Here is a 20,040-nt window from a genome sequence, read left to right as displayed (position 1 = left end):
AGGGACTACGGTGACCCGTGCATACGAACACGGTATGCAGTCGACGGCGACCGGGAGCGAGGGACGGACACTCCGGGAGACGGTCAGGTTCTACCTGCTCGACCATCGGACGTGGCTCGGGAAGGCGATCGACATCTCGCTGATGGGGCTGAACCTCCTGTTCGTCGCCATCTTCGTCGTCGAGACGTACCCGGTGTCGGCGGCGACGGAGGCCCGGCTCTGGGCGCTCGAGGTCGGCGTCGCGCTCGTCTTCCTCGTGGAGTACGTCCTGCGGCTCTACGGCGCCCAGGACCGCGTGGCGGAGGCGACGAACCCGTACACGGTCGTGGACCTGGTCGCCATCCTCCCGACGCTCGTCGTGCTCGCGACGCCGACGCCGGCGGTCGCGCTCGAGATCGGGTTCCTGCGGGTCGTCCGCGTCATCCGCGTCCTGCGGTTCTACCGGTTCACCCGCGACGCCGAGTTCTTCTTCGGGACGATCTCGGACAACGCGCTCCGGGCACTGAAGCTGCTGCTGACGGTGCTCGTCATCTTCTTCGTCTCGGCGGGGCTGTTCTACAGCGCCGAGCACGCGGTGAACCCGGGCGTCTCGAACTTCGGGGACGCGTTCTACTACACGGTCGTCACGGTGTCGACGGTCGGCTTCGGCGACATCGTCCCGATGACGCCCGCGGGCCGCTGGATCACGACCGGGACCATCATCGCGGGCATCATCGTGCTGCCGTGGCAGGCGAGCAAGATAATCCGCGAGTGGGCACAGAAGGACGTCGTGGACGTGACCTGCCCGAGCTGCGGCCTCACCGGCCATGACCGAGACGCCTCGCACTGCAAGGCGTGCGGAGCGGTCATCTACCAGGAGTACGACGCGAACGGCTCGCAGTGAGCTGTGGCGGGCAGGGGGACCGAAAGTCGCTGCAAGAACCGGCCGGAGCGTTGGCGCGCCCACGGGTCGAGGTCGAGAACTCGGCCGCGCTCGCGGCGGTCCCCAACCGGGGTGACCCCCGGCGGTGACGGGCCCTCCGAGTGCCGAAGCCGACCTGTTACCGGGTCACCACCCGGCACCGTCGCGGTCAGCAGACGCTCGGCTCGATTCCGGGTGGCTTGTCTCTCTTGACAGCTGATCCAGAACCCCGTGCTGGGATGGCGCTGATCGGTGTCTCTTGCTGCAGCGCCGGGGGCCGCTCCGCCCGGCTTCGATGTCCCGTTCGTGCGAGTCGGGGTCGTGCGCTCCGGGACGGTGTCCACGGACGTGATAGCACATTACCACCAGTCGCCGGTTCTTGGGTGCCAGTCGGGAAGCTACGGACACACGATGCCAACTCCCTTCGAGATTGCCCAACTCGCGACTGCAGCCGGGATTCCCGTGAGTCTGCACGTCGTCATGAACCAGGTCCGTGACGTCAAGTGGCGCCGACTCGCCCCGGCCATCGTCATCAACGCCTTCCTGGCGGTCTGGCTGCTCGCCAGCGAGGGCGTCATCAGCCTGCTCGGTGGTGCCTTCATCGTGATGCTGTTGCTCGGGCACCTGACCACGTTCCTGGACACCGACTGAGGAACCGCGCACGACCATCGAGCCGTTCACCCCCACGACCAACCCACCCCGGAGGAACGACCCACACCATGAGTTTCGGAACGACCGTGACGCTCGCACTGATCGCACTGATGGCCCCCATCGGTGCCGGAACAATCATCACGAGGCGACCGACGCTGAAGTGGACGGAGATGCTGCTCATCGCCGGTACCTGCATCGTGCCGCTGCTGGTGGTGCTCTCCGTCCAGAGGCTCATCAGTCCGCTCGCCACGGTCATCATCGTCGGCCTCGTCATCGGCCACCTGTTGACCCACCTCGACACGGACTGAGCACCGCACGACAGTCGAGAGTCGAGTATCGGCGCGACGAACGAGCAGAACCGGGACGGGACGTCGGGCTGCCGGCCCCGAGCACGAACTCGCCCGGCCCCCTCGGATTACCAGGATGATATGTTCGTCAGATACATCGATTCGGTGGTTTACCCCCTCCGACGTCGTACCAGCGGACACGAGATGCTCGAACTGCAACTGGACCTCCCGACGGTGCTGCCCACGGTCACGCACAGCGAACTGATCCAGCTCATCGTCGCCGTCAGCGTCCCGTACGCGATGTACCGCATCACGCAGATGTCGCAGGTGCTCACCTGGCCGGATATCGCCGTCACCCTGGCGCTCGTCATGACGCCGGTCGTCGTCGTCCTCGCGCTCCAGGGCGTGCTGGGCGGCGCGGCGGTCATCGGCATCCTGAGTGCGCTCCTGCTCAACTCGCTCGGCGTCATCGTCGTCGACTGAGCGCCGGGGGCGAAACCACCGTTTCTCGGCGGCACCACCGCCGCGCCGTCCGCCCGGGTCGGAGCTGCGCTCGACGGCGAGGGGCGCCACCGGTGGCGTGTCACGGCAACGTCGATACCAACATGAACATTTATGATAGATTGGTGCAGAGGTAGGGACACGATGAGCCACGTACTCGCAGCACGCGCGGCCCGCCCGACACCGAATTGCCAGCGACCGACCACACCACCCGAACGATTCACCACATGAGCACACGCCCCGAGACCACGCCCGAGACCACCAGCACGACGCCGCACATCGACGAGTCGACCGACTTCTCCCGACCCGAACCGACCAGCGAACGGTCCCCGCCCACCGACGTCTCCTGGACCGCGCAGTGTCAGCGCCAGTTCGACAGCGATGACACCAACCGCTGCAAGAACCTCGCGGACGACGAGAACCAGGCGATGCACGGGGGCGTCTGAGGCTGCCACCGCGTTCTCAGCCTTCGAACTGCCCGAACCGGTCGGCGTCGATGGGGTCCGAGTCGGCCCTGACCGAGGCGTAGACGCGCTCGGCCCACTCGCGGGCGATGGGCGAATCGGTGTCGACGAACACCTGCATCTGGCCGGTCCGTTCGTCGTACCCGCCGATACCGACGCGGTCGTCGAAGAGCGCGAGTCCGTACGGCAGGTCGTCACGGGTCCTGAGCGCGAGGTGCCCGCTCTCGATGGCCGCCATGGCACGGTCCGGGTACGTCTCGAAGAGTTTCTCGACGAGTCCGGGGAGGTAGATGACCTCGCTGTCGGTCCCGTCGAACAGTCGCTCGTGGAACCGTCCGAGCACGAGTGGGGCCATGTGGCTGGTGTTGAACCCGCGGAACGTCTCCGAGTCGTCGACGAGTGCGACGAACCGTTCGATGGGCTGGTACGGGTCGGTCGGTTCGGCGACGGTGACCGTCGCGTCGACGAAGGGCTCGACGACGAACTCCTGGTGGTCCTCGCAGATGACGTCGAGCAGCGGGCCGAGCCGGGTGACCGTCGCGACGGTGGCCTCGAACCGGAGGACCTCGTCCGCGACGGCCTCGCCGCGTCCGGTGAGCCGGAACCGCCCCTCCGCTTTCTCGACGAGCCCCTGCTCGTCGAGCCACTGGGTCAGTCGGTGGCTGGTGGCACGGGAGACATCGAGGCGCTCCTCGATCTCGCGGCGGTCGAGCGGTTCCCGACGGAGCGACTCCAGGGCGGGGCCGTGTCGGACGAGATCGCCGAGGAAGGCGGTCCCGGGCCGTTCGCCGGCCCCGTCCAGCCGGCGGCCGAGGTGCTGGCGGTTGCGTGCGTTCTCGAGCAGCGCCTCGAGTATCGGCGAGCCGGGCTCGCGACGGGGGCGGTCTGCTTCCGGTGCGTCTTCGTCGGTTCCCATGGCCGGTTCTACGTGGAGGTACGCGACCCCGGGTAGTAACTCCCCCTGTGCGAGCCCGGACTGTTCACGGCGTGAGACGGCGTTCACGTGCCGAACGTGGTCCGATGGGTGAGGCCAACTGCCGCGCTGTCCTCCCGTGAGACATGGAGTCGACAGCACCCGACGACGGACCGGTCGAGCAGTTCGAATCGACGCTCCGCGGCGAGCTCGTCCGCCCCGGCGACGCCGGCTACGACGACGCGCGTGCCGTCTGGAACGGTGTCATCGACAGGTCGCCCGCGCTCATCGTGCGCTGTGCCGGCGTCGCAGACGTCCAGCGGGCAGTCGGGTTCGCCCGCGAGACCGACCTCCCGCTCTCTGTCCGTGGCGGCGGGCACAACGTTGCCGGGACGGCGGTGTGCGACGACGGGCTGGTCGTCGACTGCTCGGCGATGACGGCGGTCAGGGTCGACCCCGACGCACGGACGGCGTGGGTCGAGAGCGGGGCGACGTGGGCCGACGTGGACCACGAGACGCAGGCGTTCGGGCTCGCGACGCCGGGGGGCGTCGTCTCCGACACGGGGGTCGCCGGGCTCACCCTGGGCGGCGGCATCGGCCACCTGCGCTGCAAGCACGGCCTGAGCTGTGACAACCTCCGATCGGTCGAGCTCGTCACCGCAGACGGCGAGTTCGTACGCGCCAGCGAGACGGAGAACCCCGAGCTGTTCTGGGGCCTCCGCGGCGGTGGCGGGAACTTCGGCGTCGTGACCGGCTTCGAGTTCGAGCTCCACCCGGTCGGCCCGGCGGTGGCGACGTGTCTCGTGTTCTATCCGGCGGACCAGCTCGGCCCCGTCCTGCGGTCGTATCGCGAGTTCGTCGCGGACGCGCCGCGCGAGGTGAGCAGCCTCGTCTTCGCCGGTGAGCTCCCCGAGGAGGAGCTGTTCGACGCCGGTGACCGGCACCGGCAGAAGTTCGCCATCATGGGGTGCTACGCGGGCGACCCCGACGAGGGTGCGGCCACTCTGGAGCCCCTTCGGGAGTTCGCGGACCCCCTCGCGGACGCGAGCGGCAGGCTGCCCTACGTGGAGTTCCAGCAGCTCCTCGACGCGGACTACCCGGACGGACTGCGCTACTACTGGAAGTCGTGCTACCTCGACGGACTCTCCGACGCCGCCATCGACCGCATCGGACACTGGGCCGCCGCGGCGCCGTCCCCGCTCTCGACGGTGGACGTCTGGCAGCTCGGCGGAGCCATCGCGGACGTCGGGATGGACGAGAGCGCGTTCGGCGGCCGCGACGCACCGTTCCTCCTCGGTGTGGAGGCCAACTGGGAGGACCCCGACGCCGACGAGGCGAACGTCGCGTGGGTCCGGGACTGCCTCGCCGACGTGCGACGGTTCTCGGACGGCTCGCTCTACCTGAACTTCGCTGGCTTCCTGGAGGACAACGACGAGCTGGTGCAGGCGACGTTCGGCGACGCGTACGACCGGCTGGTCGCGCTGAAGGACGAGTACGACCCCACGAACCTGTTCGACCGGAACCAGAACGTCCGCCCGTCCGGCCACGGTGGTCGGTGACCCACGACCTCGGACGAACACGACCCGAATTCGCCCCGGACACCGATTCGAAAAGCGACTCTGCTGGCGATTACCGAGACGGTGCAGTGAACTACCGGCGAGACTCGTTTAATTAGATAAGTTTTATGGCCGATTACACGTCAGATAGTATCATGGTACCTAGTACCAGAAGAGATGTTCTCAAGGTAAGCGGGGCACTGCTCGGGGGAATCGCGGTCGGATCGACGGTCACGGCGGCGACATCGACGGACCGGTTCATCGTCCGAACCAAGGGACGAGGCCTACCCAGCGGCGTCGAGGTGGTACACGAGATGCCGGGGACCAGACTCGCGGTCGTCTCGGGCGACGAGGAGGCACTGTCGTCCTCGAACCGGGTTGCGGAGTACGGACCGGACACCCTCATCGAGATCGGCGAGCCCGAGGTGAACACCGACGCACCGACACTGGAGGACAGCACCGTCTCCGACGAGCCACTGTACGACCTCCAGTGGGACAAACAGGACCTCGATGTCGAGTCAGCCCACGAGACGACGATGGGCGAAGGGACCAGGGTCGCCATCATCGACACGGGTGTGGCCGCCGGTCACCCCGACCTGAACGTGAACGAGGACCTGTCGCGGAACTTCACCGGCGACGGCTTCGGGGCGGCGAACCCGGCGGGCGGCTACCACGGCACGCACGTCGGCGGCATCGTCGGTGCAAGCGACAACGGTGCGGGCGTCATCGGGACGGCACCGGCGACCGAGCTCGTCGACTGCCGCGTCTTCTCGCCGAACGCGCTCGCTTCCTTCGGCGACATCCTCGCGGCGGTCGCCTACAGCGCGAGTATCGGCGCCGACGTCGCGAACCTCTCCATCGGCGCCTACCCGGTAGTCCGGCAGGAGTTCGGCTCCTTCTACGGGAAGGTGCTGAACCGCGTGATGACGTACGCCAACAGTCAGGGCACCCTCCTGGTCATCTCCGCGGGCAACGACGCCGCCGACCTCCAGCACGACGGCCAGGTCTGCATGGACTTCGACGACGACGGCGAGATCGAGTGCAACCCGGTCATCAGCCTGCCGAACGAGGGCGCGCAGGCGCTGTCGGTGTCCGCGACCGGTCCCGTCGGCTTCGGGTACGACGCCAGCGACTACGGCGGCGAGCAGCCGGCCCAGACGCCGGCCGTCTACACGAACTACGGCACCAACGCCGTCGACCTCGGGGCACCAGGTGGGAACTACAGTCCCGAAGCCTACAGCGCGAACGTTCCCGGCTGGTACTACGACCTCGTGCTGAACACCATCGCCGAGCCGACCTACGCGACGGACGGCGACGGGAACGTCACGGGTATCGAGAGCATCGACTACACCTACAGCTGGGTCGCCGGCACCTCGATGGCGGCACCCAACGTCGCCGGCGCCGCAGCGCTGGTCAAGAGCGCGAACCCGGACTACAACGCCAACCAGCTGGAGTCGGCGCTCAAGCGAGCTGCCGACGTGCCGTCGGGCTACGGCAAGGAGTACTACGGCAGTGGCTACCTGAACATCGTCGACGCACTGTAGCCTCCGGCGACCAGAACCGCGTCCCGACGCGGCTCCGAACGCGTCTTTCTTCGACGGCACGGACCCGATTGAGCCCGAACGGGCCGTGGTCGGTCACCGCCTGCGACCTGTCCAGTCACCGGCAGGAGTGCTTTTGCCGGTGGGCGACCATGGTGTGGGGATGAACGACGGCGACACCGACCTCCCAGCCGGAACCAGACCGGGGCGCGTCGCGCTCGTCGTGAACGACCTCGACAGACTGGTCGACTTCTACCGTGACGTCGTCGGCCTCGACGTCACGTCTCGGAGCGACGGGCGGGCGACCCTCGGGACGGCGACCGACCCGCTGCTCGAACTCCGGGCGGACCCAGACGCCCCCGAACGCACGGCGACCGAGACGGGGCTGTACCACGTCGCCATCCTGTTCCCCTCGCGGGGCGCCCTCGGCGACGTGCTCCGCCGGGTCCGCGAACGCTGGCGGCTCACCGGTGCGTCGGACCACGGCGTGAGCGAGGCCCTGTACCTGACCGACCCCGAGGGCAACGGTGTCGAGCTGTACCGGGACCGACCACGGTCGGAGTGGCCGGTGACCGACGACGGTCGCCTCCGGATGGGGGTCGACCCGCTCGACATCGACGCCCTCACCGACCGCGCCTGCAGACTGTCGGGTGTCCCGGACGGGACGACGGTCGGTCACGTCCACCTGGAGGTGAGCGACCTCGCCGCGGCAGAACGGTTCTACGTCGACGCACTCGGACTGAACGTCCGGCAGCGCTACGCCGACGCGGGGCTGTTCCTCGCCGCCGGCGACTACCACCACCACCTCGGGCTGAACACGTGGAACAACCGGCGCGACCCGCCGACGGGGCGCGGGCTGCGCTGGTTCGAGCTCCTCCTTCCGGACGGGACAGCCCTCGAGACGGTCGAGACCCGGCTCCGTGACGCCGACGTAACAGCCCGGCGACCCGAGGACGGCGACGGCCTCGAGCTGACGGACCCCGACGGCATCACGCTCCGACTCCGAACGCCCTGACACCCACTGGACCCGACCGCTACCGCGACCGGTCGGGGTCGCCGTGGACGAGCATATCGGTGAAGATGGTCTTGAACCGGTCCTCGTCGATGGACTCGACGACCCGCGTGCGCGCCTCGCCCCCGGTGATGCCGAGCTCGTCGACCATACTGTACCCCCTGGTGAGTCCCTCGCGCTCGTCCACGTCGACGTGGTACGCCGGTGCCTCCTCGACGAGCTCGGGCTCGATGACGGCCGCCATCGCGAGCGAGTCCGGCTGGGTCGTCGCGTCCGAGCCGAACCGCTCCTCGCTGAACTCGCGCAGGTGGGCGGTGATCTCGGTGAAGAAGTCGGCGTAGGGCGTCTCCGCCGCCTCGATGGGGGCGAGCTCGTCGGCCGTCATGGTCGCCTGTCGCATCGTCAGCCCCCAGTCGACGAGCGTCACGTCCAGCTCGCGCATGACGACCTTCGCAGCGTCCGGGTCGACCCAGAAGTTGAACTCCGCCGACGGCGTGTCGTTCCCGAGCGTGTTCACCGCGCCGCCCATCACCACGACCTCGTCGACGAGCTCACCGAGCTGGGGTTCGCGGCGGAGTGCCAGCGCGATGTTCGTCAGCGGCCCGATGCAGACCAGCGTCAGCTCTCCCGGCGACTCGCGGACCGCCTCCACGATAGCGTCCGGGCCGTAGCCCTCCGCGGACTCGATGCCCGTGTCCGGGAACAGGTCGCCGCCGAGGCCGCCCGCGCCGTGGACGTGGTCGACGTGCTCGAACTCCTTGACCAGCGGCCGACGTGCACCCTCGTACACCGGCACCTCGTCCGCGACGCCCGCCAGCTCGAGCGTGTACTTCGCGTTCTCCACCTGGTAGTCGAACTCGACGTTGCCGGCGACGATGGTCAGCAGCTCCAGCTCGACGGCCTCGGAGAGCGCGCCCAGCAGGATCGCCTGTGTGTCGTCCCCCGCGGTGTCCGTGTCCACGATGACGCGACGGGTCATGCGCGGGAGTCTGCGGTCCCGGGTCTTAGTTCGTCCGGACGTGGCAACGCGGACGGCTGTGCGACGGTCGCTCGCAACCGGGGGCGATGCTGCCCGATCAACCGGGTGGCGCGCGGTCTGGCGAGACCGCGAGCGCAGCGAGCGTGTCTCGCCGACGCTCGCGCGAGGGACGAGACGCGCAGCGAAGCGAGCATCGCAGTCGGCTGGGGAGGTTCGAGGTGCGGTGCTGTCGGGTGGGACTGAAAGGGGCGAGGCGGTCGGCGAACCCCGGCGACGTGAGCACCGCAGGAACGAGGAGCGCAACGAGCCGCGGGAGCCGAGCGCCTCGGGGCTTTCGAGGTAGTTACAGTCGCCGCGTAGCCACTCCAGCAGTTCCAACCGGATACCACCGATACTGAGAGCCGAATCGTCTTATACGCCCGCGCCAACCACGAAGCCATGGCACGGGTCGTCAGCTTCGGGAGCGTCAACGTCGACCACGTGGGCTACCTCTCCCGCGAACGAATCCGCGAACTGGCCGACGCCTACGACTGGTTTCCCGGCGCGGGCGAGACGGTGCGCGTCGACGCGGTCCCCGACGAGGTTCACGAGCACCTCACGGAGACGTTCCTCGGTGGGAAGGGCGCGAATCAGGCCGTCGCCGCAGCGGCCGCCGGAGCGGACGCCAGCCTGCTCGGCCGTGTGGGCACCGACGAGGACGAGCACGCGGTCGTCGAGACGCTCACCGAGCGCGGCGTCGGGGTCGATGCCGTCGAACGGGTCGACGCGCCGACGGGCTACGCGGCCATCGTCGTCCACGACGAGACGGGCGAGAACCACATCGCCATCGTCGCCGGCGCGAACGGGCGGGTGACGCCGGAGTACGCACACCGACACGGCGACCGGCTCCGCGATGCCGACTGTCTACTCATCCAGAACGAACTTCCAGCCGAGGCGGCGCTCGCCGCGCTGGACGAGCTCTCGGACGCCGAGGACCGCCCGGTCGTCGTCTACGACCCCGCGCCGGCCGACGGTGCGGCGCAGGTGCTCGCCCACGACGCCGTCGACGTGGTGACCCCGAACGAGGGCGAGGCCACGCTGCTGGCCGGCGCGCTCGACGGCTTCGACGGGACCGTGGTCCGGACACTCGGCGAACGCGGCGTCGAGGTGGAGGAGGGCGACGGTGGCGAGTCGTTCCACGTCGACGCACCGCCCGTCGACCCCGTCGATACGACCGGCGCGGGCGACGTGTTCGCGGGCTACCTCGCGGCGGAGCTCGGGGCGGGCGCGGAACTCGGGCGTGCCGTCGAGCTGGCGACGGTCGCGGCCGCGCTGTCGACCACCGACGAGGGCGTGCAGACGGCAGTGCCCGGGCGCCAGCGGGTGCTCCACGTGCTCGACGACCGAGAGAACTGAGCCCGCGCTGGGCCCCTACTCCTCGCCCTCGAACTCCAGCGCCACCGAGTTGATGCAGAACCGCTTGCCCGTCGGCGCGGGACCGTCGTCGAACACGTGCCCGAGGTGGCTCTCGCAGTTCGCACAGACGACCTCGATGCGGCGCATCCCGTGGCTGCGGTCCTCCCGTTTCTCGATCTTCCCCTCGTCCGCGGCGTAGAACGACGGCCAGCCGCAGCCGTGGTCGAACTTCGTCTCCGAGTCGAACAGCACCTCGCCACAGCCCTTGCAGCGGTACTTCCCGTCCGCGAAGTGGTCGACGTACTCGCCGGAGAACCGCGCCTCGGTGCCCTGCTCGCGGAGCACGTGGTACGACTCGTCGTCGAGACGTTCGCGCCACTCCGACTCGGATTCGGGGACGTCCCGTTCGGTCGTGCTGTCTCGTTCGCTCATGACTCAGCGTAGGTGCGCGACGGGCAAAGAGGCCGTGGTCGCGGTGGAGGTCGTGCACCGACACAGACTAGGAGCCCCACGAGAGAGGGCGAACATGAACCACGAGGAGCGGGAGGCGGTGTACGGCCGCGAGGAGTACTACTGGGGGACAGAGCCGAACGACCTCGCTATCGAAGCTCTAGAGCACGCGCCGGACGACCGCGACGACCCGACCCTCCTCGACCTCGGTGCCGGCGAGGGCCGCGACGCAGTCTACTTCGCCGAGCAGGGCTGGACGGTGTACGCAGTCGACGTGTCGCCGGCCGGACTCGAGAAGGCCGAACGGCTGGCGGGCGAGCGCGGCGTCACCGTCGAGACGCTCCGGGCGGACGGGAACGACCTCGACGTACCGACGTCGCTCGACGTCTTCTACTCGGTCGGCGCGGTCCAGTACATCGAACCGTCGAACCGCCCAGGGCAGTTCGCGCAGTTCAAGACGCAGACGAAGACCGGCGGCGTCCACGTGGTGTTCGCGTTCGTCGACCACCCGGAGGTCCCGACGCCCCCCGACTGGACCGACAACGAGCACTTCTACGGGCAGGATGAACTGACCGGCTACTACGACGACTGGGAGGTCGTCGACAGCCGAGAACTCGTGTTCGCGGACGATTCGGGCGACGAGCCGCACGAGCACGCCGCCGAGGTCGTCGTCGCACGGAAGCCGTCGTCGCGCTGACCAGCGCCAGGCGATTCGCGAGCTATGCCACCCCATACCATCACGAACGCGGATTTCAAGCCTTATGCCGGCCGATGGCGTCCGATGGTGCAATGAGCTACAACATCGGTCTCGTCGGTAAGCCCTCGGTGGGCAAGTCGACGTTCTTCAACGCGGCGACGATGAACGACGTGCCCGAGGGCGCGTACCCGTTCACGACCATCGACCCCTCTATCGGCGAGGCGTACGTCCGGGTGGACTGCGCCGCCCCGGAGTTCGAAGAGTCCTGCACGCCGGACACGGGCTACTGCCGCGAGGGAACCCGCTACGTCCCCACGAAGCTCGTCGACGTCGCCGGCCTCGTCCCGGGCGCACACGAGGGGCGCGGGCTGGGCAACCAGTTCCTCACCGACCTGAACGAGACGGACGTGCTGGTCCACGTCGTCGACTTCTCCGGCGAGACCGACCTCGAGGGCGAGCCGACCGAGGACCACGACCCCCGCGAGGACATCGACTTCCTCGAGAACGAGCTCGACCAGTGGTACGTCGGCATCCTCGAGACGGGCATCGAGAAGTTCGAGAACCGGTATCAGGGCACCGAGGATCACTCCATCGAGATCGAGCTCGCCGACCAGATGTCCGCCTTCGGCACCAACAAGGACGAGATCAAACAGATCATCCTCGCCCTGGAACTCGAACTCGACCCCGAGACCTGGGACCGCGAGGACCGCGAGGCCCTCGCCCGCGAGATCCGAAAGCGCACGAAGCCGATGGTCGTCGCCGCGAACAAGATGGACACCCCCGCCGCGCAGGCGAACTGGGACGAGATCACCGACGACCCGGACTACGACCACCTCCAGTTCGTCCCGGTCAGCGCCCACGCCGAGAAGGCACTCAAGAACGCAGCGGAGCAGGGCGTCGTCGACTACCACGCCGGCGACGACGACTTCGACATCGTCGCCGACGTCTCCGATGAGCAGGAGCAGGGCCTCGAGCAGATCCGCGAGTTCGTCACCGAGTTCGGTGGCACCGGCGTCCAGCAGGCCATCGAGGCCGCGCTGTTCGACGAACTCGGTGTCATCGCCGTCTTCCCCGGCGGTGCCGAAGCGATGGGCGACGAACAGGGCCGCGTGATGCGCGACTGCTTCCTCCTCCCCGGCGGCTCGACGACCAGCGACTTCGCCTACCACCTCCACTCCGACATCGGCGACGGCCTGCTTCATGGGCTCAACTGCCGGACAAAGCGGCAGATGGGCGGCGACACCGAGCTCGACCACCGCGAGGTCGTCGAGCTCGTCACGACGAACTGACCGACCCTTCTTGTACGAAGCCGCGGCCAGACGTGGCGTGTTCTGACGACGAGCCACGCGACGGCCGAGGCCGGTGTGCGACGCACCGTCGCGTGACCACGTAGCCCGCCAGCGCGTCGCCTGTTCGCCATTTCCGTCATCAGCATCAGTGGCTGGTCTGGCAACCCAACGAGTCCGGCGCGGGGACTATGGGGGCGTAGTCCCCAGTGTCGGCCGATGACCAGACACATCGCCGTCGTCGGCGCCGGCGTAGCAGGCGTCGGCGTGGCGGACGCCTGCCGCGACACACCGGTCGAGGTGACGCTGTACGACAAGGCCAGCGGCATCTCCGGCCGTGCAGCCACCCGGCGGAAGCACGGCTGTCGCTACGACCACGGTGCGAACTACATCAAGCCCGGCGAGGATGCCTGGGTGGACGACCTCCTCGCCGAGCTCGGGAGCGACGGCCTCGCCGATATCGAGCTGCCGGTGTGGACCCACGACGCCGACGGCACCATCGCCGAGGGCCGCGGCGACGAGGGGCCGAAGTGGACCTACACCGAGGGGATCACCCAGTTCGCGAAGCGGGTCAGGAAGCGGGCCGGGGCGACCGTCCACACCGAGACCCGCATCGAGTCCATCGCCCACGAGGACGACGGCGAGTGGACCCTGACCGACACCGACGGCGAGTCACACGGCCCGTTCGACGCCGTGGTGCTGACGCCGCCAGCACCCCAGACCGCCGACCTGCTCGCCGCGACGGACTGGGACGACGAGCGGCTGGACCGGCTCCACGTCGCCGTCGACGCGGTCGCGTTCCGGACCATCCGGACGGTGCTGCTGCACTACCCGTTCGAGCTAGAACGCCCGTGGTACGCGCTCGTCGACCCCGACCGCGCACACCCCGTCGGCTGGCTCTCCCGCGAGGAGTGCAAGCCCGGCCACGTCCCCGACGGCCAGAGCCTGCTCGTCGTCCAGATGGCCCCGGACTGGTCGGTCGAGCGCTACGACGAGCCGCTGGATTCGGCGGCAGACGTGGTGGCCGAACTCGTGGCCGACCTGCTGGACGACGCCCGCCTCACCGACCCGGACTGGGTGGACGACCAGGGCTGGCGCTACGCACTCCCGGATTCGAGCATCGACGCCGCCGACGCCCGTTGTGCCGAGGACGCGGGACTCTTCGTCGCCGGGGACTGGGTCGCCGGGGAGGGTCGTGTCCACCTCGCGTTCGAGAACGGTCGGACGGTCGGCGAGCGCATCCTCGGTCACGAGTGATGCCGTCGCTCGCGTTCGACAGAAAAGGTGACGGGTCGCGTGGTGCGCCCCGCCGAGCTATGACAGGAGTCGTCTCGCCTCGGCCATCGCGGCCCCACCCGCAGCTGGCACCGACTGCATCGTCGTCTGCCGTCCAAGCACGTCTACAACGACGTGAGCGAGGTCATTAACGGTCAGGAGAGAATCGAGGGTCGAATCAGGGTTCGAGTCGAAGCAGTACTACGTCTGTAGCGGGTCGGAGCTATTCTGTGAGGGGACGAAGTACACGTAGGTGGACCCGTCGTCGAAGGTGAGGGTCAGGACGAAGAAGTCGTCCGAGTTCTGACCGGAGTACCGTCCCGTCTGGTCCTCGTCGGTGTAGAACTCCATCCGGAGCACGACGAGCGTGTCCTCGTCGAACAGCGGCTGGTCACCCGACGGCAGGTTGACGAACTGCCCGCCGATGGTCAGGTTCGCGTAGGTCTCGGAGCCATCGAAGTTCCCCAACGTCGCGTTGACTGGACGTGCGTTCTGCCCCGAACCGGGGTTCGATTGCATGTAGAGGTTGACCCGGACATGCGTGAGCGTGCGGTCCATCCCGTCGTTGTCGAACCGCAGTTCGACGATGTCACCGCCGCCCGGAGGGCTGCCGATGCGTTCGGCACTCCGGAGCTCGAAGCTCCCTGCCTGCGTGTCGGGGTTGATGACGCCACCGACGCTGTCGTCCGGGTCGGTGATCTCGGGGTCGACGACCTCGACGGTCGTCGAGGCGGTCTGTGCGGCGTCGGGACCGAAGCTCGCGCTCACGGTCGTCTGTCCGTCGCGGTTCGCCCGGAAGACGAACGTGGCACGGCCGTTCGAGGACGTCGAGACCGTGCTGTCCGCGTCCAGTTCGAGTGCGTTGCCGGACGCCGTCGTCGAGACGGGGACGCCGGCGACGGGGTTGTTGAACGCGTCGCGGACCTCGAAGGTGACGGTCGTCACCTCGCCGGGGCGCAGCGTCGCGTTGCCCGAGTCGACGATGGTGACGTAGGCCGGATCGGGCGAGGTGTCGTACTCGCTGCCGATGCCGAGGCGTGCCATGGTGAACTCGTAGGTCACTCGGGGTTCGAGGAGGACGGTGACGGTGCCGGCGGTCGGGCCGTCGACGACGTCGAGGACGTGACGGTCGTCGGACGGGTCACCGTCGGGGAGGCCGGACTCGTCGAGCTGGTCGGCGAGCACGTCCTCCTTCCACTGTTCGGGCGAGAGGGAGCTCGGCACCGTGATGCGGATGGGGTCGGTCTCGTTGCGAAGCTCGACCGTCTGCGTGGACTGGCTGACCGCCCGGAGCGTCAGGACGACGGAGCGGGTGCTCTCCTCGTACACCTCGCCGTCGACCGTCAGCAGCGTGATGCGACGACCGTCGACGAGGCGGCCCTCGTCGACGAGCAGGGTGGTCCCGTCGAAGTCGTTGACGACGACGGTCCCCTCGTAGCGCGTCTGGGGTGCGGTGATGTACTCCCGGTAGGCAGGGTCGAAGACGACGCTCCGGGTGGACTCCGACCAGTCGCCACCGTTCCAGTAATCGGCGGCCTCGGGGTCGGCGGCGACAGCGCCGCTGACGGTGACCGTTCCGGCCTCGGTGTACACCCTGCCGTTGCCGGCGGTGGGCGTCACGAGGAACGCCATCGGGCGGTAGCGGACGCCGGTGCCGACCTCGACGGACTCGGTGCCGCCGCTGGTGGAGACCCGGTAGGCGCTCCCCTGGAGCTCGGTCGCGTCGTCGACGAGCCGCTGGTTGTGTTCGAACTCGGTCTGTTGGTTCAGCGCGGGTACGAGGCTGACCTGCGCGAGCACGAGCAGGGCGAGCACCAGCCCGAAGACGAGGATGCCTCCGAGGACCGGCGAGACGCCACGGTCGTTCCCCCTGATTGTGTTGGTGTTGTGTCTGTAGTGCATGATATCCCCCCTGATTCAGACCAGCACGAAGGTCGCGAGCGCGACCAGCGTGAGGCCGATGCTGTACTTCAGTCCGGACAGCGTGTCGTTCGACCCGAGCTTGCCAGCGAGCAGTCCCGCCCCGGCCGCCATGACGACGACCGAGTGGAAGAACAGCGCGCGGTACGTGTCCAGCGGGACGTTCGTGAACCCGACGACGCCGGCCCCGGTGGGCACGTCGTCGGGCGTCGTCGCGGTCGCCTCGGCGATGGCGCCGAGGAAACTCGCGTCGATGAGCACGATGACGAGCAGGTACACCCCGAAGCCGATCATGACGATGGCCAGGTACGAGGACATCGCCCGGCGGCGGGCGCGCTCGATGCGGTGGCGTGCCCGGGTGTCCTCGGCCGCGATGGCGAGGATGCGGGACATGTCACCGGACGAGCGCCCGCCCTCGGCGACCAGCTTGATGGTGCGGCTGATGTGGGGCACGTTCAGGCGGTTGCCCAGCCCCAGCAGCGCGTCTGTCAGGTCGTGGTTCCAGCGCACGTCGTTGCGGACGACGCGGATCTCGTCGGCGAGGCTCCCCTTGGACCAGCGCGCGACCATGTCCAGTGCGTCCACGAGCGGGATGCCCATGTGGTTCGCGCTGGAGAGGACGTTCAGCGTGTCCGGGAAACGTGCGGCGAGCAGGTTCTCGCGGCGCCGCTTGCGTTCGTGGTAGTACGACAGCGGGACCGCGACGACGAGCGCCGGCAGGACGAACAGCAGGGTCGTCACCGTGACCGGGTCGGCCAGCAGCGCGTCGACCGACGGCGTCACCGTGCCCCGGAGCACCATCCCGGCGACGAACGCGAGGGCGGCCGGTACGGTGAACACGAGCGTCAGCGGCGGATCCGTCCGTAGCGCGGCGAGCGGGTCGCGTGCGAACGCGACGAGGCGCTCGTTGCGCTTGCCGCGCTCGTAGGCGTGGAAGCGCTCGTCGTCCGCGACGGCGGTCGTGTCGATGGGCTGCTCGCGCACCTCCTCCAGCCGGACGTCGCCGGGCTGGACGTAGGGCGCCGAGAGCAGGTCGATCAGCAGCAGGAAGCCGAGCATCCCGAGCGGGAGCCCGACGTAGATGAGCGCGGCCATCTGCAGCAGCGTCGACCCGCCGAGGAAGCTGATGACCATCAGCGTCACGACGAGGAACAGCGGTGCCGCCACGAACGCGACGATGAACACCTCGGAGAGGACCGAGAGCGTCTCGAGGAACCCCTCCTGCTCCTCCTTGGCGGCCTCGGTGTAGTTGTCGGCCTGGTCCTCGAGGAACGCCGTCACGTCACCGCCGGAGTCGAGGAGACCGATGAGGTCGTCGAGGAACTGCTCGAGTTCGTCGCTCGGCGTGAGGTTGCGCGCGTTGCGCAGCGCGGTGACCATGTCGTTGCCGAACAGCTGCATGTCGCGGACGATCATGTCGAACTCCGCGGCGACCTCGCCGTAGGTGTCCTCGGACCGCGCGAGCGACTCGAAGACGGAGATGAGGTTCATGCCGCCGTGGCTCAGCGCGTACATGTAGGTGAGCGCGTGGGGCAGCATCACGTTGATCGCCCGTTCGCGGTTCGCGACGACGTTCTGCGGGTAGTAGTAGCGGAACAGCCACGTGCTGCCGGCGGCCGTGCCTCCCACGACGAGCGTGAGGAGGAGCCCGGCCAGCAGCACGCGGTTGGCCGCGAGGAACGGGCCGACGCTCCCGCCGACGGTGAGCGGCGAGTCGAGGCTCGCGAGGACCCCGGCGTCGGCCAGCAGCCACGCGAGCATCCCGCCGAGGAGCGCCCCTGCACCCCCTGTGAGGAGGGCGAGGTGGACGCTCCGGGTGAGGTACACGTCGTAGGTGGTGCCGATGCGGGCCTGGTTGAGCCAGCGCTGGGTGTCGCGGTACCGGCCCGGGTGGGCCTTGAAGTACGCGCGGATGGAGCCGTACTGCTCGCGCAGCGCGCCCATCTCCTCCGCGGTCATCTCCCGCGAGCGCGGGAAGTACTGGCTGACCTCGTACTCGGGAAGCGGCGTCTGCCCCTCGCTCAGCGGAGTCTGGATCCCGCCGGGCGTGCTCATCGCGCCTCCGCTTCGACGGGCGCCGACAGCTCGGCCGCCCGCACCTGTGCGAGCACGCCGTCACGATCGCGGTCGAACCGGTGGATGGTCTCGGTGACCGTGCCGTAGTCGGTGATGTCCTCGTCGACGAGGTACTGGAGTATCTCCGCCCTGACCGCGAGCTCGTCGGCGAGCTCCTCGGCGGTCCAGCCGCGCTCCGTTGCGATCTCGTCGAGCAGCTCGGAGTCGCGGACCTGATCGTACTCGTCGTCGGCCGGGTCCCACCGGAACACCTCCTTCGTCTCGATCTCCGAGAGGTCGTCGGAGGGGCGGATCTCGGCGACGACGTTGTTGCGCCGGACGCGGGTGTCGTCGTCGAAGATCTGCTTCTGGATGGCGATGACGTCGAGGTCCTGGATCATCTGGCTCGGCACCGACAGCGGCGCGTTCTGCAGGCGGGCGAGCGCGCCGTCGACGGAGTCGGCGTGGATGGTCGTGTACGACGTGTGGCCGGTCGCGATGGCGTTGAAGAACGTCAGTGCGACGCGCTGCTCCGTGCGTATCTCGCCGACGAGCAGGTACTCGGGGCGCTGGCGCAGGCTGGCCTGGAGCAGCTGGTACATCGACACCTCGCCGCGGCCACCCTCGGTGACCGGCGGCCGCGAGACGGACTGGATCCAGTTGTCGTGCGGCATCGTGATCTCGCGGGTGTCCTCGATGCTGACGACCTTCGCGTTCGGCGGGATGAAGAAGCCGATGGCGTTCATGCTGGTCGTCTTCCCGGAGCCGGTTCCACCCGCGAACACGAGCGACCGATTGTTCTCGATGACGAGCCAGAAGTACGCCATCTGGTCGACGTCGAACGTGTTCCACTTGATGAGGTCGACCGGCGTGTACGGCACGTCGGCGAACTTGCGGATGGTGAAGTTCGCACCCCGGGTGGCGATGTCGCTGCCCAGCGTGAGCTGGATGCGCGACCCGTCGGGCAGGCTCGCATCGACGAGCGGGTTGGACACGGAGATGTGCTTGCCCGCGCGCTGGGCGAGTCGGACCGTGAAGGAGTTCAGCCGGTCCTTGTCGAAGGTGACGTTCGTCCGCAGGTCGCGATAGCCACCGTGGTAGACGAACACCGGGACGTCGACGCCGTCACACGAGATGTCCTCGAGGCTGCCGTCGCGCATCAGCGGGTCGATCTTCCCGTAGTCGAGGAAGTCCCGCAGCAGGTAGTACAGCAGCTTGTAGATGGAGCCGTCGTCCACCGTCGCCGCGTGCTCCGCGATGATCTCCTTGGCCTTCGACTCGAAGACGGTCTCGCGCTCGACGTCGTCGCCGATGTCGTGGTACATGAGGCTGTTGCGCAGGATGCGCGTGAGGTCCTCGCGGACGTACCGCTCGAAGCCGTCGAGGACGACCTCGCTGACCTCGTAGCTGAACTCCTTCGTCTCCGGGTGGAACAGCACCGAGACGTACGCGTAGGGCTTGTTCACCCAGTAGCGCTCGACCTGGACGCGGTCGTCCAGATAGGCGAAGTCGAACCAGTGCGAGTCGATGAACTCGTCGGTCGGTCGGTCGGCGAACTCGGTGTCGAGGTCGGCGGCGTCGAAGTACGCCTTCACCTCGGCCAGGACGGTCTCGCGGATGTCCTCGGGTTCGGGTGGCTCCTGCTGTTCGACCCAGAGCACCAGCTCGTCGAGCTCGTCGTCCTCGCCCTCCGTCTGTGTCTCCTCCTCGGGTCGGACCACGAGGTCCTCGACGAGTCCCTCGTCGAGTATCTCCCAGTCCGCGTTGCTGTCGTCCTCGTCGGGCCTGACGACCAGGTCGTCCGCCGGGTCCTCGAAGATGTTCGAGACGGGTCGCTGCGCCGATTCGTCGGTGGACGCTGTCTCGGCGGTCCGGTCCGCGGTCACGTCGTCCGCGTCCACGGACTCGGGCTCCGCTCCGCCGGCGGTCTCCCCGGCCGCAGCGTCGGCCCGGTCCGTCGGCTGCTCGGTCGTCCCGCCGTCCCCCTCGGTGTGCGGTCCATCTCCCCAGATGGCGGTCTCGGTGTCCCCGTCCACGACGTCGACCGACTCCCCCGCGTCGGTTTCGTGGTCCTCTGACTGTTCGGTTGATTCATCGTACCCCATACTAACCACTCACTATACGACGTTTGAGAACGTAAAGGTTACCGCTAAAACA

General features: G+C 68.4%; 18 protein-coding genes. 12 read left to right on the top strand and 6 right to left on the bottom strand.

Annotation, left to right across the window (positions count from 1 at the left end; genetic code table 11):
• Positions 1-34: 34 nt before the first annotated feature.
• The 5 genes from ACSG06_RS04245 to ACSG06_RS04225 all read left to right on the top strand — a co-directional run bounded on the left by ACSG06_RS04245 (position 35) and on the right by ACSG06_RS04225 (position 2,786).
• Positions 35-883, top strand: a complete 849-nt coding sequence (locus tag ACSG06_RS04245; RefSeq protein ID WP_440989022.1) for a potassium channel family protein — start codon at positions 35-37, stop codon at positions 881-883.
• Positions 884-1,312: 429 nt separating this feature from the next.
• A complete protein-coding gene (locus tag ACSG06_RS04240; RefSeq protein WP_440989021.1) occupies positions 1,313-1,552 on the top strand; it encodes a hypothetical protein in 240 nt (79 codons plus the stop codon).
• A 68-nt stretch (positions 1,553-1,620) separates the two neighbouring features.
• Positions 1,621-1,860 carry a hypothetical protein gene (locus ACSG06_RS04235; protein ID WP_440989020.1) on the top strand — a complete coding sequence of 80 codons (240 nt, stop codon included), beginning with the start codon at positions 1,621-1,623 and terminating at the stop codon, positions 1,858-1,860.
• 183 nt (positions 1,861-2,043) lie between these two features.
• Positions 2,044-2,322, top strand: a complete 279-nt coding sequence (locus tag ACSG06_RS04230; RefSeq protein ID WP_440989019.1) for a hypothetical protein — start codon at positions 2,044-2,046, stop codon at positions 2,320-2,322.
• Positions 2,323-2,567: 245 nt separating this feature from the next.
• On the top strand, positions 2,568-2,786 hold the full coding sequence (locus ACSG06_RS04225; RefSeq protein ID WP_440989018.1) for a hypothetical protein: 219 nt from the start codon (positions 2,568-2,570) through the stop codon (positions 2,784-2,786).
• 16 nt (positions 2,787-2,802) lie between these two features.
• Here the strand turns inward: ACSG06_RS04225 and ACSG06_RS04220 are convergent, their stop codons facing one another.
• Positions 2,803-3,720, bottom strand: coding sequence for a helix-turn-helix transcriptional regulator (locus ACSG06_RS04220; protein WP_440989017.1), 918 nt, complete (start codon positions 3,718-3,720; stop codon positions 2,803-2,805).
• Positions 3,721-3,863: 143 nt separating this feature from the next.
• Between ACSG06_RS04220 and ACSG06_RS04215 the strand changes: the two genes are divergently transcribed.
• The 3 genes from ACSG06_RS04215 (at position 3,864) to ACSG06_RS04205 (ending at position 7,829) form a co-directional block, all read left to right on the top strand.
• On the top strand, positions 3,864-5,276 hold the full coding sequence (locus tag ACSG06_RS04215) for an FAD-binding oxidoreductase (RefSeq protein WP_440989016.1): 1,413 nt from the start codon (positions 3,864-3,866) through the stop codon (positions 5,274-5,276).
• A gap of 152 nt (positions 5,277-5,428) precedes the next feature.
• The gene (locus tag ACSG06_RS04210; protein WP_440989015.1) at positions 5,429-6,817 is read left to right on the top strand and encodes a S8 family serine peptidase; all 1,389 of its coding nucleotides are present in this window, start codon (positions 5,429-5,431) and stop codon (positions 6,815-6,817) included.
• Positions 6,818-6,977: 160 nt separating this feature from the next.
• The gene (locus tag ACSG06_RS04205) at positions 6,978-7,829 is read left to right on the top strand and encodes a VOC family protein (RefSeq protein WP_440989014.1); all 852 of its coding nucleotides are present in this window, start codon (positions 6,978-6,980) and stop codon (positions 7,827-7,829) included.
• 19 nt (positions 7,830-7,848) lie between these two features.
• Here ACSG06_RS04205 and ACSG06_RS04200 read toward each other — a convergent pair whose 3' ends face one another.
• Complete coding sequence (locus tag ACSG06_RS04200) at positions 7,849-8,805, bottom strand: nucleoside hydrolase (protein WP_440989013.1); 957 nt, start codon at positions 8,803-8,805, stop codon at positions 7,849-7,851.
• A 438-nt stretch (positions 8,806-9,243) separates the two neighbouring features.
• On the opposite strand from ACSG06_RS04200, the gene ACSG06_RS04195 reads away from it, so the two are divergent.
• Positions 9,244-10,200 carry a PfkB family carbohydrate kinase gene (locus tag ACSG06_RS04195; RefSeq protein WP_440989012.1) on the top strand — a complete coding sequence of 319 codons (957 nt, stop codon included), beginning with the start codon at positions 9,244-9,246 and terminating at the stop codon, positions 10,198-10,200.
• A gap of 15 nt (positions 10,201-10,215) precedes the next feature.
• Here the strand turns inward: ACSG06_RS04195 and msrB are convergent, their stop codons facing one another.
• Positions 10,216-10,632 carry a peptide-methionine (R)-S-oxide reductase MsrB gene (gene msrB, locus ACSG06_RS04190; RefSeq protein ID WP_440989011.1) on the bottom strand — a complete coding sequence of 139 codons (417 nt, stop codon included), beginning with the start codon at positions 10,630-10,632 and terminating at the stop codon, positions 10,216-10,218.
• Positions 10,633-10,726: 94 nt separating this feature from the next.
• Between msrB and ACSG06_RS04185 the strand changes: the two genes are divergently transcribed.
• From ACSG06_RS04185 to ACSG06_RS04175, 3 genes are all read left to right on the top strand, one after another.
• Positions 10,727-11,347, top strand: coding sequence for an SAM-dependent methyltransferase (locus ACSG06_RS04185; protein WP_440989010.1), 621 nt, complete (start codon positions 10,727-10,729; stop codon positions 11,345-11,347).
• Positions 11,348-11,439: 92 nt separating this feature from the next.
• Positions 11,440-12,636: a redox-regulated ATPase YchF gene (locus ACSG06_RS04180; protein ID WP_440989009.1), complete on the top strand. Its 1,197-nt coding sequence runs from the start codon at positions 11,440-11,442 to the stop codon at positions 12,634-12,636.
• 216 nt (positions 12,637-12,852) lie between these two features.
• Positions 12,853-13,890, top strand: a complete 1,038-nt coding sequence (locus ACSG06_RS04175) for an NAD(P)/FAD-dependent oxidoreductase (protein ID WP_440989008.1) — start codon at positions 12,853-12,855, stop codon at positions 13,888-13,890.
• Positions 13,891-14,109: 219 nt separating this feature from the next.
• On the opposite strand, the gene ACSG06_RS04170 is transcribed toward ACSG06_RS04175, so the two are convergent.
• The 3 genes from ACSG06_RS04170 to ACSG06_RS04160 are packed head-to-tail and all read right to left on the bottom strand — an operon-like array spanning position 14,110 to position 19,988.
• A complete protein-coding gene (locus ACSG06_RS04170; RefSeq protein WP_440989007.1) occupies positions 14,110-15,810 on the bottom strand; it encodes an Ig-like domain-containing protein in 1,701 nt (566 codons plus the stop codon).
• Between the two features lie 15 nt (positions 15,811-15,825).
• Positions 15,826-17,883, bottom strand: coding sequence for a type II secretion system F family protein (locus ACSG06_RS04165; RefSeq protein WP_440989006.1), 2,058 nt, complete (start codon positions 17,881-17,883; stop codon positions 15,826-15,828).
• Positions 17,880-19,988, bottom strand: a complete 2,109-nt coding sequence (locus tag ACSG06_RS04160) for a type II/IV secretion system ATPase subunit (RefSeq protein ID WP_440989005.1) — start codon at positions 19,986-19,988, stop codon at positions 17,880-17,882. The genes ACSG06_RS04165 and ACSG06_RS04160 overlap by 4 nt, the downstream gene beginning before the upstream one ends.
• Positions 19,989-20,040: the final 52 nt, after the last annotated feature.

The sequence above is a fragment of the Haloarchaeobius baliensis genome, assembly GCF_052060055.1.
Classification (GTDB): domain Archaea; phylum Halobacteriota; class Halobacteria; order Halobacteriales; family Natrialbaceae; genus Haloarchaeobius; species Haloarchaeobius baliensis.
The sequence above is the reverse complement of the archived record's forward strand: the minus strand, read 5'-3'. Positions and strand labels throughout refer to the sequence as shown.